The organism is Halobacteriovorax sp. (genome assembly GCF_048381875.1).
Taxonomy (GTDB): domain Bacteria; phylum Bdellovibrionota; class Bacteriovoracia; order Bacteriovoracales; family Bacteriovoracaceae; genus Halobacteriovorax_A; species Halobacteriovorax_A vibrionivorans.
In genome coordinates this window covers 533,566-552,900 of the sequence record NZ_JBLXBP010000003.1, presented here as the reverse complement: position 1 = coordinate 552,900, position 19,335 = coordinate 533,566, and the positions used below count along the sequence as shown (strand labels likewise).

Below are 19,335 nucleotides of genomic sequence, written 5' to 3'. Positions count from 1 at the left end.
TAGTAGCTTTCTTCTTAGTTGCTTTTTTCTTAGCTACTTTCTTCTTAGTAGCTTTTTTCTTAGCAACTTTCTTCTTAGTTGCTTTTTTCTTAGCTACTTTCTTCTTAGTTGCTTTCTTTGCTACTTTTTTCTTTGTTGCTTTTTTCTTAGTTACTTTTTTCTTTGTAGCTTTTTTCTTAGTAACTTTCTTTTTTGTAGCTTTTTTCTTTGCTACTTTTTTCTTTGTAGCCTTTTTAGCTACTTTCTTTTTTGTAGCTTTTTTAGCTACTTTTTTCTTAGTTGTCTTTTTAGTAGTTTTCTTTTTAACTGCCATTGACATCCTCCTGGTTTTTTCAATACTTATATTTATGGTAAACATTATTTTATTTGTGTGCAAACAAAAAATAACATTTTGATTAGCATAAGTATCTTTTTTATTTCCCTATGTTCTTTTTTAACTTCGGATTAATTTGGAAATTACTTTAAATTATTTTTAAAGAAAACAGCGAAACAAGCCGACAGCACGGCTTTTTCAAAAAACATAAAAACTTGAAAAACAAGTTATAGACGTTAGTTACAACTTTGAGTTTACAAAAAAATTAACTGAAATTTTTTTTCATTTTTTTTTCAAAAAAGAAGCAAAAACTGCCCTTTCAGGGCAGTTTCGCAATTTTTAAAAGTATGTATTTGGGAAGTATTTAATGAATAAAAAGATTAAAAAAGAAGTTTTAGCTCATCATCTTCAACTGTAACTTCAATCTTTCCACCTTGAGTAAGTTTACCGAATAAAACCTCTGTTGAAATTGGCTTCTTAAGCTTCTGATCAATGATTCGAGCAATTGGTCTTGCCCCCATTTTTTCATCAAAACCGTTTTCAGCAAGCCAGATTTTTGCTTTTTCTGTTAAAACGATCTCAATATTCTTAGCTGCTAACTTCATTTCTAGTTGAGAAACGAATTTTTCAACAATCTTAACAATGTACTCAGTAGAAAGTTTATCAAAATGGACAATTCCATCTAAACGGTTACGAAATTCAGGGCTAAAAAAGTTCTTTATGGTCTGATCTCGCTTACCTGTATTCTTTGCAGAAGTCTTGGCAAGACCGATTGCTCCACTGTCCATTTCCTTGGCCCCAGCGTTCGTAGTCATGATTATCACTGTGTTTGTGAAGTCAGTCGTTCTTCCTTGGGAGTCTGTTAATGACCCATGATCCATAACCTGAAGAAGGATATTATAGATATCAACATGTGCTTTCTCTATTTCATCAAGAAGTAACACAGAATGTGGGTTTTTCTTAACAGCATCCGTTAAAAGTCCACCTTGATCATGGCCAACATAACCTGGAGGCGAACCAATTAGCTTACTGACTGAATGTTTTTCCATATATTCAGACATATCGAAGCGTTCTAGATGACAACCTAACTGATTTGCTAGTTGTTTTGCTAATTCAGTCTTACCAACACCAGTAGGTCCAGCAAAAAGGAAGCTTGAAATAGGCTTTCCTTCATCTCCTAAACCTGATTTTGCCATGTAAATTGCTTGTGATACTTCATCAACAGCATGATCTTGGCCAAAAATAAGCATTTTAAGGTTCTTATTTAGGTCTTTTAGCTTATCTTTTTCAGTTGTTTCAACTGTAAGCTTAGGGATATTTGCCATTTTTGCGACAACATCTTCGATATCTTTCTTAGTAATTGAAGATTTCTTCTTCTTTTCAGGACGAATTTGATTTAAAGCACCTGCTTCATCGATAGCATCGATTGATTTATCAGGGTTCTTCCTATCCATTAAGTAACGAGAAGTTAGAGCAACTGCTTCTTTTATGACATTATCAGAGATCTTTACACCATGATAAGTTTCAAACTTCGGCTTTAATCCCTTTAAAATTGCAATTGTGTCTTCATTTGATGGTTCATCAATATCAATTTTTTGGAATCTTCTATTAAAAGCAGGGTCTTTTTCAATGAATTTACGATGTTCGGCATATGTAGTTGACCCGATTACACGTACAACTCCACGACTTAAAGCAGGCTTTAATAAGTTTGATGCATCCATACTTCCGCCAGATGTTGCCCCGGCACCCATAACCGTATGCATTTCATCGATAAAAAGAATCGCTTTTTTGCCATCTTTATCTAGCTTTTCAAGGTCTTTAATAACACCTTTTACTCTTTGCTCGAAATCACCTCTAAATTTTGCACCAGCAACGAGTGCTGCCATATCTAAATTAAAGATTGTTGTTCCCTTTAACACTTCTGGAACATCTTCTTCAACAATTCTCTGAGCTAGGCCTTCAACAATGGCGGTCTTACCAACACCTGCTTCACCAACAAGAAGAGGGTTATTCTTACGTCGACGACATAGAATTTGAACAATTCTCAATGCCTCTTCTTCTCTTCCAACTAAAGGATCAATTCTGTTCTCACGTGCTTGCTCATTTAAATTAATTGTAAACTTTGCAAGAAATGAGTCTCCTTTCTTAGATCTTGATGAGACATCCTCACCTTCAACATATTCAATTCGAGGAATTTCTTCTCCACCTTCTTCATCATCTGAGCTCAATCCATGAGAAATCGCTTTCACGACATCAAATCTTTCAATTCCCTGCTTCTGAAGAGAGTAAAGAGCGAAGCTTTCTTTCTCTTGGAATAGTGAAACAAGAAGATTTACTCCTAAGATCTGGCTTTTCCCACTTGATTGAACATGGATAGCAGCTCTTTGAATAACTCTCTGTAGAGACATGGAGATCTCTGGTTGATATGTGATCCCATTTTCTCGTGCTAATTCTCTCAGTTCATCATTAACAAATTGTTGTTTTGATAAAGAATCGATTTGATCTTCCGTTAGAATACTAAAGTTTGATTCATCGTGAATAAACTCATTGAGTTCACTCTCCATTTCATCAAGATTACCACCACAATATTCGATGATCTCTCTCACATTTTCATCAGATAATAAGGAGAGAAGAACATTTTCTAATGTCAGATATTCATGCCTAAGAGTATTCGCCCTTTGGATCGATTCGTTAATGATGGTTTCAAGTTTTTTTGACATCATTTTCTTTGCTCCTGTGCCTATTCAGGCTCAACGGTACATAATAGTGGATGGCCTTCTTTCTTGGCCTCCGAGAGCACCTTGTTCATCTTAGTCTCGGCCACTTCATAGGAATATGTGCCGCAAACTCCGCGGCCATTATTGTGAACATCAAGCATAATCTTCATCGCCTCTTCTTGGCTTCGATTGAATATATGCATCAATATCCAAATAACAAATTCCATCGTCGTATAATCATCATTATGAAGTACGACATGATATTTTGATGGCTTTTTTACTCTAACTTTATCAGCTACAGCAATATCCCCATCCTCTTCAGTACTAAAGATGGGAGTAAAAATACTCATGTCAATATTAGCGTCTTTTTTAAAATTCAAATTATCTTCTCCACTTCATCAATGATTTTTCTTTCTTTTCTATTATCGCTTATGTGTGCTAATCTTTTCAAGGAGTATACGACTGAAAAATCACTAAAAAAGGTCACTTATGAACTTCTTCGACTTCTTTAAACAAAATAAGAAAACAGATTCAATTAATGATATTCACGACTTCCTCAATAGCACTTTTCCTCACATGGATGAAGAGCGCCTCGTCATTCTCTCTTGTTTCGCTGGACTACTTGCTCGTATTGCCTATACAGATTTCAATGTTTGCCAACGCGAAAAAAGCGAAATGGAAAAAATACTACGAGATGTAACAAATCTAACAGAAGACGAAGCAAAACACGTCACTGAATATTCAATAAAAATGATGAAACAACTTTCTGGTCTCGATACTAGAAGTTATTGTACACCACTTGTGGATATTCTCTCACAAAATGAAAGATATAAAGTATTAAAAGCCTTATTTGCAATTGCTGCTGCCGATGGTGAAGTTGATCGCGTTGAAAGTAACGAGATAAGCTATATTGCAAACTCTCTAGTTCTCGAAAAAAAATATTTCCTTAGCGCACAAGCTGACGTCAAAGAGTATTTAAAAACTTTGCAAGTTTAAATCTATTCTCTACACTTATATAAGTTACTAGAATAATTAAACAAGGAAGTTAAATGAAAGAGATGAATAATTCTTCAACGGAAGAATTTAAGGGGAATTTTAATTTTGCTAGCATCTTAGATAAGAACGAAAAGAAGATTGCAAAGAGCCCTATTTCTAATCTTCTTCAATCCACGACTCAAACTGTTATAGATCGTGAAGAAGAAAATACGGACAATTCTAATGGAAAAGATCAATTATATAAGAAAATAGAAGAATTAGAACGCAGATTTGAAACAAAAGAAGTAAATGAGAAATTTGAAAGACTAGAATCACTTCTTCAATCAATTATCATTAACCAAAAAAGTGTCAAAGAACAAATTGAGTACAAACCTCAAGAAGAGATCCTTCCAACGGCAAGAGACAACAAAAGTATTATCATTGCCAGTGGAATCTTATCAATTGCCATTATCCTTGGGGCGTTTATTTATACTCCTTCAAAAGAGATTCAGCCTGCGCCAAAACAAGCAATCAAAGAAGTCATAATTAAAAAAGAGTTCTTCACACCTATTAAATATTTAAACCTTAGAAGTATTCCAAGTACCAAGGGAACAAAGCTTCAAGTAGTAGCGCCAAATACTCGTGTTGAAGTCCTAAAAACTGATGGCGATTGGGTTCAAATTGAATACCGCGATTATTTAAAAAACACTCTTCATACAGGTTGGGTTTACGATCAAAAGAATTTAAAATCTATATAATTTCAACAAGATACAGGGGCTTAACGGCCCCTACCCTTGACACTACCCCAACTGCTCCCATCTTTATGTTACACAATTAATAAATGAGGTAACATGTTTCCAATATTGCTATTATTATTTACTGTGGTTCCGGCCATTGAGATCTACCTACTATTTTCGATCGGTGGACAGATTGGTGGTGCCAATACATTTCTTGTTGTTGTACTAACAGGGATCATAGGTGCAGCACTAGCAAAGTCTCAAGGCGCAGCTCTTTTAGCAAAAATCCAAGGTGAGCTTTCTCAAGGTCGAGTTCCAGCTTCAAGCTTTATTCACGGGCTACTTGTTTTTGGTGGTGGGCTACTTCTTTTAACTCCAGGTTTTTTAACAGATATTCTAGGCCTATCGATGGTTCTTCCTCTTACAAGACATCTTTGGGCCATGTATATGAGAAAGTTCTTTCTTAAATCAATTCAAACAGGAAATATGCAATTTTACTCCTTCAAAAATGGCGGTGGATTCTCATCTTATAGTGGAAATGCTTACAATACTCGAGCTCGCTTTGAGGAACAGTTTGAAAAGGCCCAGGATAATCGTGAAGAAAGTCATGGAGCACGTCAAGTTGACGCAAACACCTTTGAAGTTGACTACGAAAAGAAGTAAGATTTCCTTATGACAGATAAATTAATTGTAGACCTAAATGATATTAAAGAGGCCCGTCTTAATATAGAAAATCGAATTATTAAGACACCTTTAACCTATTCAACAACTTTAAGTGAGAAGTTCAATTGTGAAGTTTATTTAAAACTAGAAAACTTACAATTAACTGGAGCATATAAAGTTAGAGGAGCACTTAATCGCCTCTCAAAACTTTCAGAAGAAGAAAGAGAAAAAGGAGTCATTGCATCTTCAGCAGGAAATCATGCTCAAGGGGTTGCTCTTGCGGCGAAACAGCTCGGTATAAAAGCGACAATTGTAATGCCGGAATCGACTCCACTTGCAAAGATACAAGGAACAAAGAAGTTTGGTGCTGAAGTAATTCTTCACGGTAATTTCTATGATGATGCCTATCAAAAAGCTTTAGAGATCCAAAGAGAAAATGGCCAAGTCTTTATTCATCCATTTAATGATAAAGATATTATTGCGGGACAAGGAACAATTGGGCTTGAGATCTTAGATGAACTAAGTGATGCCGATATTATTGCCGTTCCAATTGGTGGCGGAGGATTAATTTCAGGGATCGCCACTGCAATTAAAGAAAGTGGTTCAAAGTGTCACGTTGTTGGAGTTGAAGCATCTGAAATGCCGGCCATGAAACAATCTCAAGAAAAAGGCCACATCACAACAATTGAAAAGAAGAAAACGATTGCCGATGGAATCGCTGTAACAACTGTTCTTGATAATACCTTTGATATAGTAAAAAAATATGTTGATGAGATAGTAACAGTCAAAGAAACTGAAATTTCTCATGCTATCGTTACCTTATTAGAATACGAGAAGATATTAACAGAAGGCGCTGGAGCCGCATCAGTGGCATCTCTCCTCTATGATCAATTAAGTGATATTAAAGGAAAAAAAGTTGTTCTAGTGGTTAGTGGTGGAAATATAGACTTAAATATTCTTGATCGAATTATTGAAAGAGGACTTGTAACATCTGGACGCTCTTGTTCAATTGTTGTTAATGTTCCCGATACACCTGGTACAATTGCACATATCGCAAGTATCATTGGTGGCAAAGAAGCTAATATTTTAGAAATTCACCACAATAGGGCCTTCACAACAAGTGTTCTTGGAGAAACAGAAGTTGAATTTACACTTGAAACGAGAGGACATTTGCATATCCGTGAAATTGTTGATGAACTGACGTCAAAAGGTTTCAGTGCAAAGCGTGTATAAAAGGATGGCCTGTGACAGAATTTAACTTTCTAAAAACAACAAGAGAAAATGAAGAGCACCTAGAAAAGAGCTCATTTGTAAAAAATGATATTCGTTTTGATATTCTTGATACAGGAATTATTAAGGCAACTCCTAAGCTTTCTTCAAGAAAAGATGCTTTTATTATTTCCTGTGGGATTCACGGCAATGAAACGGCTCCAATTGAATTTACAAATGAAATTCTCAATAAACTGGTTGCAGGCTCTTTAAACTTAGTGGCTCCAACCCTATTTATATTTGGTAACCCAAAGGCCATGAATATAGGTAAAAGATTTAGTGAATACAACCTCAACCGATGCTTTAACGGTGCATATAAGGACTTAGATGAATACTATGAAAAGTCACGAGCAGAAGTTATTGAAAAGGTCTGTTTTGATTTTTATAAAGAGGTAAAAGAAAAAGACCTTTTTCACTTCGACCTTCACTGCGCTCTGAAAAAGAGTATGATTGAAAGATTTGCTCTTGTCCCTAAAAACGAAGAGCGTAGACGTGACGATGAATTCAACCTAATTTTAGCTAATATGGGAATCGAAGCGTCGCTCTTTTCACACAAAGAATCAACCGTATTTAGCTCATTTTCATTTACTAACTTTAATGCATTTAGTGCAACTGTAGAGCTTGGCAAAGTTTATCCTTTTGGACAAAACCCACCTGGAAAGTTTCAAGCGGCACAAGAGACTATCGAAAAACTATTAAGTGGACATGAGTTAGAAAAGAAGAAAGCACCAAAGGCATTTACAATCTTTGAATCAATTAATAAAGAATTTGAAGACTTCAAATTTACTTTTGAGGAAGAAGAAAGTGCTAATTTCACCCCTTTTAAAAAAGGTGAGCATATATTTACACAAAATGCACAACCTTACCTTTGCCCGGAAGAAAATTTACGAATGATTTTTCCCAATTCAAAGGTGATACTAGGACAAAGAGCATTATTACTAATCAAGGAACTTGAATAACTGATCAGGAGAAAATATGAGTGACTTTTTAATCGTTGCTGCAAGTGACGGAATGAATTTAAAAATGGCAGAGACACTAGAAAGCCTGTCTAAAGATACGGATGAATCATTTGAAGTTGTAAAATTAAGTGACTTCAACCTTCCTCTTTATACGACTCAAGAAGAGGGAAATGGAATTCCAGAAGATGGGAAAAAGCTAACTGAGAAATTTATTGCTGCAAAGGGATTTGTTTTTCTGACACCAGAATATAATGGCTCTGTTTCACCATCTTTTATCAATGCAATCGCATGGGTTTCTCGTTCGGGTGGAGAATCTTGGAGAGAAGCGTTTGTTAATAAGCCAGCTTTAATCGGAACTCACTCCGGAGGTGGCGGCCAATACGTTCTAGGAGCTATGTTAAATCAACTTTCATATATTGGTATGAATGTCCTAGGTCGTAAATTACTTACAAATTATGGCAAGCCATTAAATGAAGACGCTGCAAAAGGCGCACTAGAAGAATTAGTAAAAATTGCAAAATAAGAATTGAAAAAGGCTCCTTTTTGGAGCCTTTTTTATTTTTGACATGATTTTAATAGAACGAGTTTTTCAGGTGGTTCAATGACCATTGCACATCCCCCAACCTTCTGAGACTTAGAAGTTGTATTTAACATAAAAGTTATTCTATCTTTAATAACACTACTATTACCTTTTGTATCAACCACATTTACCTGATAAGAAGCACGATATTGAAAAATCTCTTTATCAATTAACTCGACCTTCTCTATTTTGATATTCGATTTTGAATCTAGAATATATTCTAAGTTTTTAGGATCATCATAATCAGGATCATGATTGAAACGATATTCTTTAAACTCTTCTTTTAAACACTGTTTTTTTGTACCTGTAATAAGACGAATTCCACTCATTTCGATAGAAATTAAATCCTTTGCAACTGTCTTTGGATCTTTATTCTTTGGACAAAGATCACTTGCACTTACAGATATAAATAAAAAGGCCGCTATGAGTATTTTAGTAACCATCATTTAGCCTCCTTTCTCCAAAGCACTGATTAATACATTCTTCACCCTTGAGTTTACCATAGTCTTCATAATAACAGGCAGGGTTGCCAGAATCATGACGAAGAATACTAAAACGTCCACTTCTCATCTTTTGTGAAGAAGCTCTTCCCTGCACTAGTCTCGTACAGGCCGTTCTTGCTTGTGCCAGCAAATTATTGAACATTGTTGAACGCTTAGTTGCATGAATCCTAGCTGAGACTCTTGCTGGCCCATAATTATTTAGGGCACCACTGTGAATATATGTAAAATCAAAATCATTAATCGTTATCGAATTACAGCTATTTGATTCTGCGGCACCGCGAATCCCAAGAGGGTCAGGCCCTGCTGTATCCACCATAAGAACATGGCTTCCCTTTAAATTTATAATATCACCTGACTGAATCGAATATGGAAGATCAAACTCCACAGGCTTTACACACGAATCTGAATTATCTGAAGCGTAATGAAGAGATGTCGTCGTCAGTGAATTAAAGTCACGATCTGATTTATTAAACTTTAATCCTTCCGCTGCAAATGCGGCCGAAATAAACTCAGAACAATCGATACCAGAAGCTTGAACATTATTTTTTGCAACACCTTGACCTCTTGTAAAGAGATTGATTTCACGACTTCTTAGTCCCTTTCTTGAACCATAGCCATAAACAGGAGGCCTCTGAGTTGTATCAATACATTTTTCCGAAGGAAATTCAGGGTCTTTATCCAGCTGACTTAATATTCCATGAGAATTAACCATTGCTTGCCTATTAGTAATAACTCTCTGCTTAAAGTCACTTCCATCAGTCAAGGTTGCAGGACGAGTAGAGACACCACTAAGCCTTGGTGTCGTTTCATCCATAACAAAATCAATTGCATCACAACTTTGATATATCGTTGCTAAGACTCGTCTGGCACCCATCGAGCCTCGCGTATACATAGTGCCATATGCATAATCCTTATCTGCTTCATCGATATTACACTGTCCGGTAAACGACAAGCTTTCATTAATATAGTTATTAACTTCACTAGATGAAGGAAAATTTGTATAATCATCAGTAAGATCTTCCATCGCCTCTTGTGATGATCTGTCTTTAATTGGCCTTCCATCCGGACCAATGACATCATCAACAGCATCAAGAATATCTGATTCTTTATAGATACGTTCGGCCATCATCTGAGATTGACCATTTTGAATTTGGTCACCAGTCATCTGACATGACGTACTCACGGCCAAAATTATGAATATAGAAATAATGTGTTTTAAACTCATCTAAGTTCTCTCATCTCGGTAACTTATCGGTAAATTTCACCATAACTTTAAATGTAATATCAATAACTTATTAACTTTACTCAATAGTATTCATGGGATGTAAGAACTTGTTACAAATTACTCATGACGCTACCCTGTACTTTTTACACATAACGTTGATAGAAGGATGCACGCACAAAAATAAGGAAAGAAAATGAATTTTAACTTCAATGTATTGCTCACTCTTACTCTACTTCTATCATCTGTTAACACTCTTGCTATCGATAAGGTTGTTTACGGTGAAGATAATCGACTAGATCAATATGAAGTTATGAATCAAACAAAGCTAGATCTTCAAAGATCAACTCTAGCAATGATTCCAAAAAACAAATTAAAGAAACAAAAAAATCAAGACTCAGATACATACAAGGCCATCGACTCTAAAATCAACCTTTGTGAAGGCGAAAGATTTAATAAACAAGTCGACGTTGCAGACTGTTCAGGCTTTCTAATTGAAAAAGATGGAAGACAATATGTTGCAACGGCAGGTCACTGTGCAACTTCAGTAACAGATTGCTACGACAATTACTGGGTTTTTGATTATTCAAAAAAAGATCCTCGCGACGATGCTAGAACAATTGAAGCAAAGAATGTTTATTCTTGTAAGAGAATTGTTGTACAAAAGCTGAGCCGATACACTGGTGAAGACTTCGCCCTAATTGAATTAGATAGAAGAGTTGAAGATCGTGCACCACTTGAATACCGAACGAAGAAATCTGAAAACATTAGAAAAGGTGAAAAAGTATTTGTTATTGGACACCCATCAGGTCTGCCTTCAAAAGTAGCTGCAGGAGCCTATGTACGTGATGATAGCGACTTCTATAGCTTCGAAACAAACCTAGATACATTCTCTGGGAACTCAGGTTCAGCAGTATTCAACGAAGAAACAGGAATCGTTGAAGGAATCCTAGTTCGTGGAGACGAAGACTACAAATACAATGCTCGTAAAGATTGTTACGAAGCAAATGTTTGTAAAATGGGTAGCTGTGGCGGTGAAGAAGTATTCAGAATGAATAGAATTCTCTACCTAGGAAGATAAAACTATAAAGAAAACTTACCTTCCAAGCAAGAGTTCACACGTTCTTTTGCTTGGTTGAGATCCTCATTAAAAACTGCTCCAACTTCAATCGATAGATTCTCAAGTAGCATTTCAAGATATTTCGACTCTGCTGCGCCTTTGTCACTAATTTGAAGTAGCTGTTGAATATTAGTTACAAAAGTATCGATATCTTGTTTTTGAATATTAGACTTAAAGAAGTTAATACGATCCTTTTTAGAGTCAAACTCTAAAGGCTTACTCTCTTCAGTAATACGATCAAGAGTTTTACTTAATTCATTTTCAGAACTTAAAGGGCGAAAAGCATCTTCTTTTACCGTTGGAATCATTGTAGTTGAGCGACCTTCAGTAGACTCAATAATATAAAACTCTGCACCACTCATATCTTTAATTTCTGTTATAACACCAACACCAAAGTTTATTGATACTACTTCTTGTCCGATTTCTAATTTTGGCATAATTCCCCTTTCGTTAGATAATTATTATATCACACTTGAATTCGATTTTCTCTAAGGCATTTGATTCGTAACGAGACACGTCAAATGACACCATTAGCTTTCTAGATAATGAGTAAAGTGATATAAGCCTTTTAATATACATAAGTACAAGGGGTATTAAGAGTGAATAATAATTCTTTTCAACAGGCAATATTAGAAGGTATTCCTAAGGTTTTACCAAAATATAAGAAATATGAAGAAGATATTAACCACGCACCTAAGCGCAAGAAAATACTTAATCAAGAAGAAGAGAAGCTTGCCCTTAAAAATGCACTACGCTACTTCCCAAGTGATTTACATGCTGAACTAATTCCAGAGTTTAAGGAAGAGCTTGAAAAGTACGGTCGTATCTATATGTATCGCTATCGCCCTGATTATAAAATTCATGCGCGATCGATTGATGAGTACCCTCACAAGTCAAAACAAGCAGCGGCCATCATGCTAATGCTTTCAAATAACTTAGACTATGCTGTAGCTCAACACCCTCATGAGCTAATCACTTATGGTGGAAACGGTGCCGTTTTTCAAAACTGGGCCCAGTATCTTTTAACAATGCAATATCTTGCGACAATGACAGATGAGCAAACACTCGTTCTCTACTCTGGTCATCCAGCAGGATTATTTCCATCCCACAAAGATGCACCAAGAGTTGTTGTGACTAATGGAATGATGATTCCAAATTACTCAAAGCCAGATGACTGGGAAAAATTCAATGCACTTGGAGTAACTCAATACGGACAAATGACAGCAGGTTCATTTATGTATATTGGGCCACAAGGAATTGTTCACGGAACAACTATCACTGTTTTAAATGCTCTAAGAAAAATTTCTAAAGAGGCCGTTACTGAAACAGCTGGTAAAGTTTTTGTTACTGCAGGACTTGGTGGAATGTCTGGAGCGCAACCGAAAGCCGCGGTTATCGCAGGTTGTATCGGTGTTGTTGCGGAAGTCAATCCAAAGGCCGTAAAGACTCGCCATGAGCAAGGATGGGTTGATGAAGTTTTCACTGATCTTGATGAGCTAATGGCAAGAATTAAAAAAGCACAAGATAATAAAGAAGCTGTCTCCCTTGCTTACCAGGGAAATATCATTAACCTTTGGGAGAAGATTGCTGACAGTGATCTTCATATTGATATTGGCTCTGACCAAACTTCTCTTCATAATCCTTGGGCCGGAGGTTACTACCCTGCTGATCTTTCATTTGAAGAATCAAATGAGATGATGGCAAATAACCCAGAACAATTTAAAGTTGAAGTTAGGAAGAGTTTAATAAGACACGTAAACGCGGTTAATAAACTTGCAGATAAAGGAATGTACTTCTTTGACTACGGAAATGCATTCTTACTTGAAGCATCTCGCGCAGGTGCTGATATTATGAAAGAAGGATCTACTGAAGACTTCAAGTACCCTTCATACGTTCAAGATATCATGGGCCCAATGTGCTTTGACTATGGCTTTGGTCCATTTAGATGGGTTTGTACTTCTAGCACTCAAGAGGATCTTGATTTAACAGATCAACTTGCAACAGAAGTTCTTGAAAGACTAATGCAAGAGTCACCAAAAGAGATTACACAACAGATGCAAGATAATATTACTTGGATTAAAGGTGCTAAAGAGAACGACCTTGTGGTTGGCTCAAAAGCACGTATCCTTTATGCTGATAGCGATGGAAGAATTGAAATTGCTCTTGCCTTTAATAAGGCCCTTCGTGAAGGAAAGCTTAAGGCACCAGTAGTTCTAGGTCGTGACCACCACGATGTTTCAGGAACAGACTCTCCTTTTAGAGAGACATCAAATATTTATGACGGTTCTCGCTTCACAGCTGATATGGCCGTACAAAACTTCGTTGGTGACTCATTTAGAGGAGCAACTTGGATCTCTCTTCACAACGGCGGAGGTGTCGGTTGGGGTGAAGTTATGAACGGTGGTTTTGGAATGGTTCTCGATGGAAGCGAAGATTGTGATCGCCGTATTAAGTCAATGCTATTTTGGGATGTGAATAACGGAATTAACCGTAGAAGCTGGGCCCGTAATGAAGGTGCAACTTTTGCAATTAAGAGAGCGATGGAAAAAGAGCCTCTTTTAAAAGTCACTCTACCAAATCTCGTTGATGATAAGTTATTATAATAAAAAAGAGAGCTCCCATAAGGGAGCTCTACTTTTATTCTATGCCACAGCTCGATAGTTAAGGCTAAAGGGGTAATATATCTCCTGGGCATCTTTATTAATTATATCTTCGACCAAAGATATAAATTCAAATTCATCTAATCCATTTAAGGAAGCAGCAGTCCAAATTGGTGTTAATTTCTCTGAGAATAAATCGGCATTAAAATCACCATCAATCGTCGTTTCTAAATAGATACCTTGAACTTCATTTCTTGCTTCATTTAAAAATGTTTGCTTAAAATTATCTTTTTGCATTAAACGTCCCCTGAAAAAATAAGTAGCGTGTACTTCATTTCTACAAATCTATTTTGCTACAATTTTTAAATACTAATAATTTTTTTGGATACTCGTTTAATTTCAAGTACTTCTGAAGATGAACAATAAATGATCTTTGCTTTTGTCAAAAAAATTTCGTCACTTTTTCATGGCACCAAACAATTTCAGTTTAAGCCCTTTCAAAACTAACGATATCGTTAGGCTTTTGTCGCTCTTTTCCCATTGTTTTCTATTTCAATTCAATTTATATTGGCCCCATGAAAGGTATAATTCTTCTAAGTATTGCATGTGCGATTTGGGGTATGGGCTTTGCCGGAACTCGCTTTACTCTTGTTGACTATTCACCAGTATGGTCAAATTCTCTACGCTATATTTTTGCCGGTCTTTTCGCTTTATTAATCCTTCTCTTTAGAGGTGATTTTAAAAAGTTATCAAATAACAAAGATGAAGTTATCGGTGGATTAGTTTGCTCAGCGCTACTAATGACTGCTCTTCAACTGCAAACAGTTGGGATTGCACTAACAACAATGGCCAAATCAGGCTTCTTTACAGTCTTTTATGCCGTTATTACGCCAATTATTGCGGTTATCTTTCTTGGACAACGTGTTCGTAAAACCTTCTGGCTCCTTCTCATGACTTCAATGCTTGGGATTATGATGATGAATGGTATGGACTTTAATAATTTTAATATTGGTGATGGTTTTGTCATCGTATCAGCAGTCTTTTTCTCTCTTCATATTATAGCAACAGATCGCTATGCAAATAACGTGGATGCAATTCGTTTTAACTTTCTCCAATGTATCTTCATGGGGATTATGGGATTAGTTTTTGCTCTAATTTATGAAGGAGCAACAAGTCTTGAAGTTCTCTACTCTGCAAAGGCGCTAAGCTTCCCTTCTGCACTATGGGGATTCTTAATCGTCTCTATCTTTTCATCACTAATTGCTTTTTCTCTACAAATAGTTGCACAAAAAACAATCCCTGCTCATATTGTAGGTTTAGTCTTTTTAAGTGAATCAATTTTTGCGGCCTTATTTGGCTACCTATTCTTTAAAGAGACCCTGGACCCTACGGCCATGTTAGGAGCTTTTGTCATTGTAATCTCAGTAGCTCTTGTACCGCGTTTCACTAATATTAAAAAAGAAGATGATAATTCAGATGGTGTTTTTGATGAAATAGAAAATACCGGGGTATCGTCTGTTGTCAACGATACCCGAGTATTATGAAAGTAAAATACAGCAATTAAGCTGCAAGCGGTATATCGTCAGTGAATGGGAAAACGACGTTATCAAAGTGAGTTGGAATAATTTCAGAAACTAAAGTTGAAAACTCATCTTCAGTTAGTCCATTTATTTGGGCATCGGACCAAATAATCACTAATTTCTCATTAAAGACGTCACAGTTGAACTCGCCTTTAATTTTTGATTGAGAGACGATTGATTTAATTTCATCTCTTGCATGGGCAATAAAAGTCTCTCTAAAGTTTTCAATATTCATTTATAAACTCCTCTTCCTTCACTCATGATTGTTGAGCTATTAACTATTATGCGCAAGAAATGTCGAATTCTGAGATAATCTTTACTTTTATGTGATTACAGTACTCTATCTACTGCAACTGGGGATGAGTCGTAGTTAATTTATTTATTGAACATGATCGCGATTGCCTAGAACTTGCGCCACTGTCAATAAAAACATGAGCTTATATTCTCAACAATTTTAGATGAGACAAGATGTTAAGCCCTTCTTCTTCAAGTATTTTTGATGATATTCTTCTGCCTTTACGTAATTTTTAAATGCTTCTAATTTAGTTACAACAGGATTTGGGAAGCGATTACTTTCATCAAGGTCGTTTATGGCCTTTTCACCTTGAACTCTCTGATCCTCATCCAAATAGAAGATTACACTTCGATATTGGCTACCCACATCTACTCCCTGACGATTAAGTGTCGTTGGATTATGGTTTTTAAAGAAGACATCCAAGAGATTCTCAAATTTGATGACATTAGGATTGTAGGTAATTTTAATGACTTCAGCATGGCCAGTTGTATCAGTACACACTTCTTCATATGTTGTTTGATCCGACTTACCACCAGCATAGCCAACTTCTGTTTCAACTACTCCAGCTAACGTTCGGAAGGTCTCTTCAACACCCCAAAAACACCCTGCGCCAAAAACAGCTATTTGATTTTCATTTGATGTCTCATTGCTCATTGCAAACCTCCGATTTATTTCGTAATTTATCCCAAGTATGAGCAAGAAAACAAGAAAATTCTTAGAAAAGAAATTAGAGAAAGAGCTAGAGATAGCCAAAGAAAAAGCTGTTCACGGACAACATAAAATTATTATTGTCTTGGACCACTTAAAGGGTGGCTTCAACATAGGAAAGATCCTTAGGTCATGTGAAATATACAGTATTTATGAAGTCCATATTGTTGGAACGAAGTTCTTCGATGTCACAATTGCAAAGGGCGCTCTTAAAAGAGTGAAAACATTCTTTTTCGATGAGATTGAAGAATCAATTGAGCGAATAAATGAACTTGGTTACACTCCTCTCACCCTAGATTCAAAAGCAGAAACATTTCTAAATAAATGCGACCTTCCACAGAAGTCAGCATTTATCTTTGGTCACGAAGAATTTGGGCCACTGAAAGATATGCCAGGAATAAAAAGGTTAAAAATAAAACAATACGGTCTAACTGAATCTTTAAATGTTTCAATAGCGGCAAGTATTGTTATGTACGAATACACAAATCAACACGCAAGCGAGTAATTAAATATGATTGAAACAAATGGCCTCACAAAGAAATTTGTAAGTTACAAGAAAGAAGAAGGTTTTAAAGGTAGTGTAAAATCTTTCTTTAACAGAAGCCCCATTACAAAATATGCAGTAAAAGACTTCAGCTTCAAAGTCGAAAAGGGTGAGATCAAAGGTCTCTTAGGTCCAAACGGTGCCGGTAAAACAACTCTTATGAAAATGTTAACTGGAATCATCGTTCCCTCTGATGGAGAGGTTTCAATTGCAGGTTATAAGCCGTGGCAAAGAGATAAAGAATTCCGTAAGAAAATAGCCCTTGTTATGGGACAAAAGTCGCAACTATGGTGGGATATTCCGGCCATGGACTCATTTAAGTTACTTCAAAAATATTATGAAATACCAGATGATATGTTTAAGAAAAAACTTGGCTATATGGGAGAGCTTCTCGATGTAACGGAACTTTTTCATATTCACGTAAGAAAGCTTTCTCTCGGTGAGCGTATGAAGCTTGAACTAATGGCCTCTCTTTTACATGAACCAGAAGTTTTATTTCTCGATGAACCAACTATTGGACTTGATCTTGTGGCCCAAGAAAATATGAGAAACTTCTTAAAAGAGTATCACGCAAAAAATGACCTATCGATTATTTTAACATCGCATTATATGGCCGATGTACAAGCTCTTTGTAAGGACCTTGTTCTTATTTCAAAGGGGCAAAAAGCATACGATGGGCCTCTAATGAATTTGGAGAGAATTCTTGGTGACAAGAAGTCTGTTTACTTTAGCTTTGATAAATCAATTGATAGCAATGAAGAGTTTTGGACTAAGCTAGATTGTGATTTCTTTGATCACAATACAAGTGTTGAATTGAGAGTAGATAAAGAGGAGCTATCACAATTATCCGCTGCAATTCTTTCTAAATATCCAGTTATCGATTTTCATACAGAAAAGCTTCCTATTGAAAAAGTAATGAAAAAGATTATGGCGAATCCGGAGATCTTAAGTAATGTCTAATCTTATTAAGTGGTGGCAAACAATTAAAATTTCCGTAGTGAAGTATACGGCATATCGCCTAAACTTCTTTTTACAAATTATTGGACCTGCTATTGTCTTCCTATTTATTAAATACAATCTTTGGACGGCAATTTTTGAAAGTACAGGTCTTGATACTATTAAAGGCTATACTCTTAGTGCAATGTTAACTTACCACGTATGGGCCTTTGTTGTCTCACAACTTGCACAAGGCCACACTGCTCTAAACCTAGCACTTGATATTAGAATGGGAAGAATATCAACTTATCTCATCTACCCTTTTAACTTCTGGGAGTTCCACACGGCATCATTCATTGGATTTCAAATGATTCAATTATGTGTCACAGGTTTTGCAATATTCTTCTTTTCTCTTGTTGGAATCCTACCAAATATAGACTTTATAACTCTTTTAAATGGAGTTGCCGTTTGCCTCTTTGTAAGTCTATTCTGGTTTTCTCTACAATACCTAACTGGGGTTATGGCCTTCTGGCTTGAAGAGACATGGATCTTAAGGGTTATGCTTCAAATGATCACAGTATTTTTATCCGGAGCAATTATTCCTTTAGAACTCTATCCAGACTTCTTTAGAGAAATTCTCATGTACACACCATTCCCTTATCTAACCTACTACCCGATAAAAGTCTTTATGGGAGAGCCAGTTAGTTACTCAACGTTCTTTAGCGTATTAAGTCCTTGGCTTATAGGTGTTAGCGTAATCTGTACATTAGTCTGGAAACGTGGAATTAAACTTTATACGGCAGCGGGGATGTAATGAGTTTTAAAAACGAATGTAAGCACTACTTAAGCGTTTATTCAAAGTTTGTCTCGACAAGTACTTCAGTAGCAATGAGTTTTCGTACTAGCTTTGTTCTCATGATCTTTATGGATCTCTTTTTCTTTGCTTCAGCATATTTCACACTAGACTTTATCTTTGATCACGTTGATCAAGTGAAAGGCTGGAACAGAAATGAGTTCATGTTATTTTTGACATATATGCTTTTAATGGATTGCTTTCATATGATTATCTTTAGTCAAAACTTTTGGCGCTTTAGTGATGATCTAAAATCTGGTCAGCTCGACTATACAATCCTGCGACCTCTCAACTCAATTTTCAGTGTCTTCTTTCGCTATGTACGCCCGTCATCTCTTCCGACATTGATTCCAGCGATCTCTATATTTTGCTACTATGCTAATGCCAACGGCTTTACTTTAATACAATGGCTTCTTGTGCCCCCATTACTTATCCTATCATTAACACTACTAGCAGTTATTGAATTCGTTATAAGTTGTGCAATGTTTTGGCTTGTAGAGGGTGTTGGAATAAATTTCTTTAGAATGCAGATGCAACAATTATCTCGTTGGCCAGATCTAATCTATGGAACAATGACAAAGAGAGTTTTTTCTTTCTTTATTCCAATTCTGCTAATTGGCTCTGCACCAGTACGCTTCCTACTAGATATGAGTAAGTGGCACTACCTTCTGTTCATGGTAGGAGCAACGATAACCTTTTGGTTTGTTTTAAAGATTCTTTGGGAAAAAGGCCTACAAGTCTATGATTCAGCCTCTTCGTGA

21 protein-coding genes and 1 pseudogene are annotated in these 19,335 nt (G+C 36.1%); 13 read left to right on the top strand and 9 right to left on the bottom strand.

What is annotated here, in order from left to right; genetic code table 11:
* Nucleotides 1-199: 199 nt before the first annotated feature.
* The 3 genes and pseudogenes from ACN5L8_RS11110 to clpS form a co-directional block, all read right to left on the bottom strand.
* Nucleotides 200-277: pseudogene (locus tag ACN5L8_RS11110) on the bottom strand (histone protein); the annotation flags it as partial.
* Between the two features lie 416 nt (nt 278-693).
* A complete protein-coding gene (clpA, locus tag ACN5L8_RS11105; RefSeq protein WP_114705398.1) occupies nt 694-3,036 on the bottom strand; it encodes an ATP-dependent Clp protease ATP-binding subunit ClpA in 2,343 nt (780 codons plus the stop codon).
* A 17-nt stretch (nt 3,037-3,053) separates the two neighbouring features.
* Nucleotides 3,054-3,410 (bottom strand): ATP-dependent Clp protease adapter ClpS, encoded by a 357-nt coding sequence (gene clpS / locus ACN5L8_RS11100; RefSeq protein WP_240406482.1) that lies wholly within the window; start codon nt 3,408-3,410, stop codon nt 3,054-3,056.
* A gap of 109 nt (nt 3,411-3,519) precedes the next feature.
* On the opposite strand from clpS, the gene ACN5L8_RS11095 reads away from it, so the two are divergent.
* The 6 genes from ACN5L8_RS11095 to ACN5L8_RS11070 all read left to right on the top strand — a co-directional run bounded on the left by ACN5L8_RS11095 (nt 3,520) and on the right by ACN5L8_RS11070 (nt 8,156).
* Nucleotides 3,520-4,026: a TerB family tellurite resistance protein gene (locus ACN5L8_RS11095; protein WP_114705399.1), complete on the top strand. Its 507-nt coding sequence runs from the start codon at nt 3,520-3,522 to the stop codon at nt 4,024-4,026.
* A gap of 53 nt (nt 4,027-4,079) precedes the next feature.
* The gene (locus ACN5L8_RS11090) at nt 4,080-4,763 is read left to right on the top strand and encodes an SH3 domain-containing protein (RefSeq protein WP_419168179.1); all 684 of its coding nucleotides are present in this window, start codon (nt 4,080-4,082) and stop codon (nt 4,761-4,763) included.
* A gap of 93 nt (nt 4,764-4,856) precedes the next feature.
* The gene (locus ACN5L8_RS11085; protein ID WP_114705401.1) at nt 4,857-5,405 is read left to right on the top strand and encodes an FxsA family protein; all 549 of its coding nucleotides are present in this window, start codon (nt 4,857-4,859) and stop codon (nt 5,403-5,405) included.
* Between the two features lie 9 nt (nt 5,406-5,414).
* A complete protein-coding gene (gene ilvA / locus ACN5L8_RS11080; RefSeq protein WP_419173050.1) occupies nt 5,415-6,638 on the top strand; it encodes a threonine ammonia-lyase in 1,224 nt (407 codons plus the stop codon).
* An 11-nt stretch (nt 6,639-6,649) separates the two neighbouring features.
* A complete protein-coding gene (locus ACN5L8_RS11075; protein ID WP_419173049.1) occupies nt 6,650-7,633 on the top strand; it encodes a succinylglutamate desuccinylase in 984 nt (327 codons plus the stop codon).
* 16 nt (nt 7,634-7,649) lie between these two features.
* Nucleotides 7,650-8,156, top strand: coding sequence for an NADPH-dependent FMN reductase (locus ACN5L8_RS11070; protein ID WP_419173048.1), 507 nt, complete (start codon nt 7,650-7,652; stop codon nt 8,154-8,156).
* Between the two features lie 32 nt (nt 8,157-8,188).
* Here the strand turns inward: ACN5L8_RS11070 and ACN5L8_RS11065 are convergent, their stop codons facing one another.
* Together ACN5L8_RS11065 and ACN5L8_RS11060 are read right to left on the bottom strand one after the other, a co-directional pair.
* Nucleotides 8,189-8,659: a hypothetical protein gene (locus ACN5L8_RS11065; protein ID WP_419173047.1), complete on the bottom strand. Its 471-nt coding sequence runs from the start codon at nt 8,657-8,659 to the stop codon at nt 8,189-8,191.
* On the bottom strand, nt 8,646-9,941 hold the full coding sequence (locus ACN5L8_RS11060) for a hypothetical protein (protein WP_133296858.1): 1,296 nt from the start codon (nt 9,939-9,941) through the stop codon (nt 8,646-8,648). The genes ACN5L8_RS11065 and ACN5L8_RS11060 overlap by 14 nt, the downstream gene beginning before the upstream one ends.
* A 193-nt stretch (nt 9,942-10,134) precedes the next feature.
* On the opposite strand from ACN5L8_RS11060, the gene ACN5L8_RS11055 reads away from it, so the two are divergent.
* Nucleotides 10,135-11,019, top strand: a complete 885-nt coding sequence (locus ACN5L8_RS11055) for a trypsin-like serine peptidase (protein WP_114705406.1) — start codon at nt 10,135-10,137, stop codon at nt 11,017-11,019.
* Nucleotides 11,020-11,021: 2 nt separating this feature from the next.
* Here the strand turns inward: ACN5L8_RS11055 and ACN5L8_RS11050 are convergent, their stop codons facing one another.
* Nucleotides 11,022-11,495, bottom strand: coding sequence for a CarD family transcriptional regulator (locus tag ACN5L8_RS11050; protein ID WP_114705407.1), 474 nt, complete (start codon nt 11,493-11,495; stop codon nt 11,022-11,024).
* Nucleotides 11,496-11,657: 162 nt separating this feature from the next.
* Here ACN5L8_RS11050 and ACN5L8_RS11045 point away from each other — a divergent pair, with 162 nt between their 5' ends.
* Complete coding sequence (locus tag ACN5L8_RS11045; protein WP_114705408.1) at nt 11,658-13,661, top strand: urocanate hydratase; 2,004 nt, start codon at nt 11,658-11,660, stop codon at nt 13,659-13,661.
* A 39-nt stretch (nt 13,662-13,700) separates the two neighbouring features.
* Here ACN5L8_RS11045 and ACN5L8_RS11040 read toward each other — a convergent pair whose 3' ends face one another.
* Nucleotides 13,701-13,955: a hypothetical protein gene (locus ACN5L8_RS11040; protein WP_114705409.1), complete on the bottom strand. Its 255-nt coding sequence runs from the start codon at nt 13,953-13,955 to the stop codon at nt 13,701-13,703.
* 278 nt (nt 13,956-14,233) lie between these two features.
* Between ACN5L8_RS11040 and ACN5L8_RS11035 the strand changes: the two genes are divergently transcribed.
* The gene (locus ACN5L8_RS11035) at nt 14,234-15,202 is read left to right on the top strand and encodes a DMT family transporter (RefSeq protein WP_114705410.1); all 969 of its coding nucleotides are present in this window, start codon (nt 14,234-14,236) and stop codon (nt 15,200-15,202) included.
* 16 nt (nt 15,203-15,218) lie between these two features.
* Here the strand turns inward: ACN5L8_RS11035 and ACN5L8_RS11030 are convergent, their stop codons facing one another.
* Nucleotides 15,219-15,473, bottom strand: coding sequence for a hypothetical protein (locus ACN5L8_RS11030; RefSeq protein ID WP_334678107.1), 255 nt, complete (start codon nt 15,471-15,473; stop codon nt 15,219-15,221).
* Nucleotides 15,474-15,692: 219 nt separating this feature from the next.
* Nucleotides 15,693-16,187 (bottom strand): peptide-methionine (S)-S-oxide reductase MsrA, encoded by a 495-nt coding sequence (msrA, locus tag ACN5L8_RS11025; protein WP_419173046.1) that lies wholly within the window; start codon nt 16,185-16,187, stop codon nt 15,693-15,695.
* A gap of 37 nt (nt 16,188-16,224) precedes the next feature.
* On the opposite strand from msrA, the gene ACN5L8_RS11020 reads away from it, so the two are divergent.
* The 4 genes from ACN5L8_RS11020 to ACN5L8_RS11005 are packed head-to-tail and all read left to right on the top strand — an operon-like array spanning nt 16,225 to nt 19,335.
* Nucleotides 16,225-16,746, top strand: coding sequence for a TrmH family RNA methyltransferase (locus ACN5L8_RS11020; protein WP_334678106.1), 522 nt, complete (start codon nt 16,225-16,227; stop codon nt 16,744-16,746).
* 6 nt (nt 16,747-16,752) lie between these two features.
* Nucleotides 16,753-17,745, top strand: a complete 993-nt coding sequence (locus ACN5L8_RS11015) for an ABC transporter ATP-binding protein (protein WP_419173045.1) — start codon at nt 16,753-16,755, stop codon at nt 17,743-17,745.
* Entirely contained in the window at nt 17,738-18,535 is a 798-nt protein-coding gene (locus ACN5L8_RS11010) for an ABC transporter permease (RefSeq protein WP_419173044.1), read from the top strand. The genes ACN5L8_RS11015 and ACN5L8_RS11010 overlap by 8 nt, the downstream gene beginning before the upstream one ends.
* Entirely contained in the window at nt 18,535-19,335 is an 801-nt protein-coding gene (locus tag ACN5L8_RS11005) for an ABC transporter permease (protein WP_419173043.1), read from the top strand. Before ACN5L8_RS11010 ends, ACN5L8_RS11005 begins: the two co-directional genes overlap by 1 nt.

What these genes read in the sequence shown, in the direction of transcription:
- clpA (WP_114705398.1), bottom strand. Translation starts at nt 3,036, where the DNA reads ATGATGTCAAAAAAACTTGAAACCATCATTAACGAATCGATCCAAAGG.
- ACN5L8_RS11095 (WP_114705399.1), top strand. Translation starts at nt 3,520, where the DNA reads ATGAACTTCTTCGACTTCTTTAAACAAAATAAGAAAACAGATTCAATT.
- ACN5L8_RS11090 (WP_419168179.1), top strand. Translation starts at nt 4,080, where the DNA reads ATGAAAGAGATGAATAATTCTTCAACGGAAGAATTTAAGGGGAATTTT.
- ACN5L8_RS11085 (WP_114705401.1), top strand. Translation starts at nt 4,857, where the DNA reads ATGTTTCCAATATTGCTATTATTATTTACTGTGGTTCCGGCCATTGAG.
- ilvA (WP_419173050.1), top strand. Translation starts at nt 5,415, where the DNA reads ATGACAGATAAATTAATTGTAGACCTAAATGATATTAAAGAGGCCCGT.
- ACN5L8_RS11070 (WP_419173048.1), top strand. Translation starts at nt 7,650, where the DNA reads ATGAGTGACTTTTTAATCGTTGCTGCAAGTGACGGAATGAATTTAAAA.
- ACN5L8_RS11065 (WP_419173047.1), bottom strand. Translation starts at nt 8,659, where the DNA reads ATGATGGTTACTAAAATACTCATAGCGGCCTTTTTATTTATATCTGTA.
- ACN5L8_RS11060 (WP_133296858.1), bottom strand. Translation starts at nt 9,941, where the DNA reads ATGAGTTTAAAACACATTATTTCTATATTCATAATTTTGGCCGTGAGT.
- ACN5L8_RS11055 (WP_114705406.1), top strand. Translation starts at nt 10,135, where the DNA reads ATGAATTTTAACTTCAATGTATTGCTCACTCTTACTCTACTTCTATCA.
- ACN5L8_RS11050 (WP_114705407.1), bottom strand. Translation starts at nt 11,495, where the DNA reads ATGCCAAAATTAGAAATCGGACAAGAAGTAGTATCAATAAACTTTGGT.
- ACN5L8_RS11040 (WP_114705409.1), bottom strand. Translation starts at nt 13,955, where the DNA reads ATGCAAAAAGATAATTTTAAGCAAACATTTTTAAATGAAGCAAGAAAT.
- ACN5L8_RS11035 (WP_114705410.1), top strand. Translation starts at nt 14,234, where the DNA reads ATGAAAGGTATAATTCTTCTAAGTATTGCATGTGCGATTTGGGGTATG.
- ACN5L8_RS11030 (WP_334678107.1), bottom strand. Translation starts at nt 15,473, where the DNA reads ATGAATATTGAAAACTTTAGAGAGACTTTTATTGCCCATGCAAGAGAT.
- msrA (WP_419173046.1), bottom strand. Translation starts at nt 16,187, where the DNA reads ATGAGCAATGAGACATCAAATGAAAATCAAATAGCTGTTTTTGGCGCA.
- ACN5L8_RS11020 (WP_334678106.1), top strand. Translation starts at nt 16,225, where the DNA reads ATGAGCAAGAAAACAAGAAAATTCTTAGAAAAGAAATTAGAGAAAGAG.
- ACN5L8_RS11015 (WP_419173045.1), top strand. Translation starts at nt 16,753, where the DNA reads ATGATTGAAACAAATGGCCTCACAAAGAAATTTGTAAGTTACAAGAAA.
- ACN5L8_RS11010 (WP_419173044.1), top strand. Translation starts at nt 17,738, where the DNA reads ATGTCTAATCTTATTAAGTGGTGGCAAACAATTAAAATTTCCGTAGTG.
- ACN5L8_RS11005 (WP_419173043.1), top strand. Translation starts at nt 18,535, where the DNA reads ATGAGTTTTAAAAACGAATGTAAGCACTACTTAAGCGTTTATTCAAAG.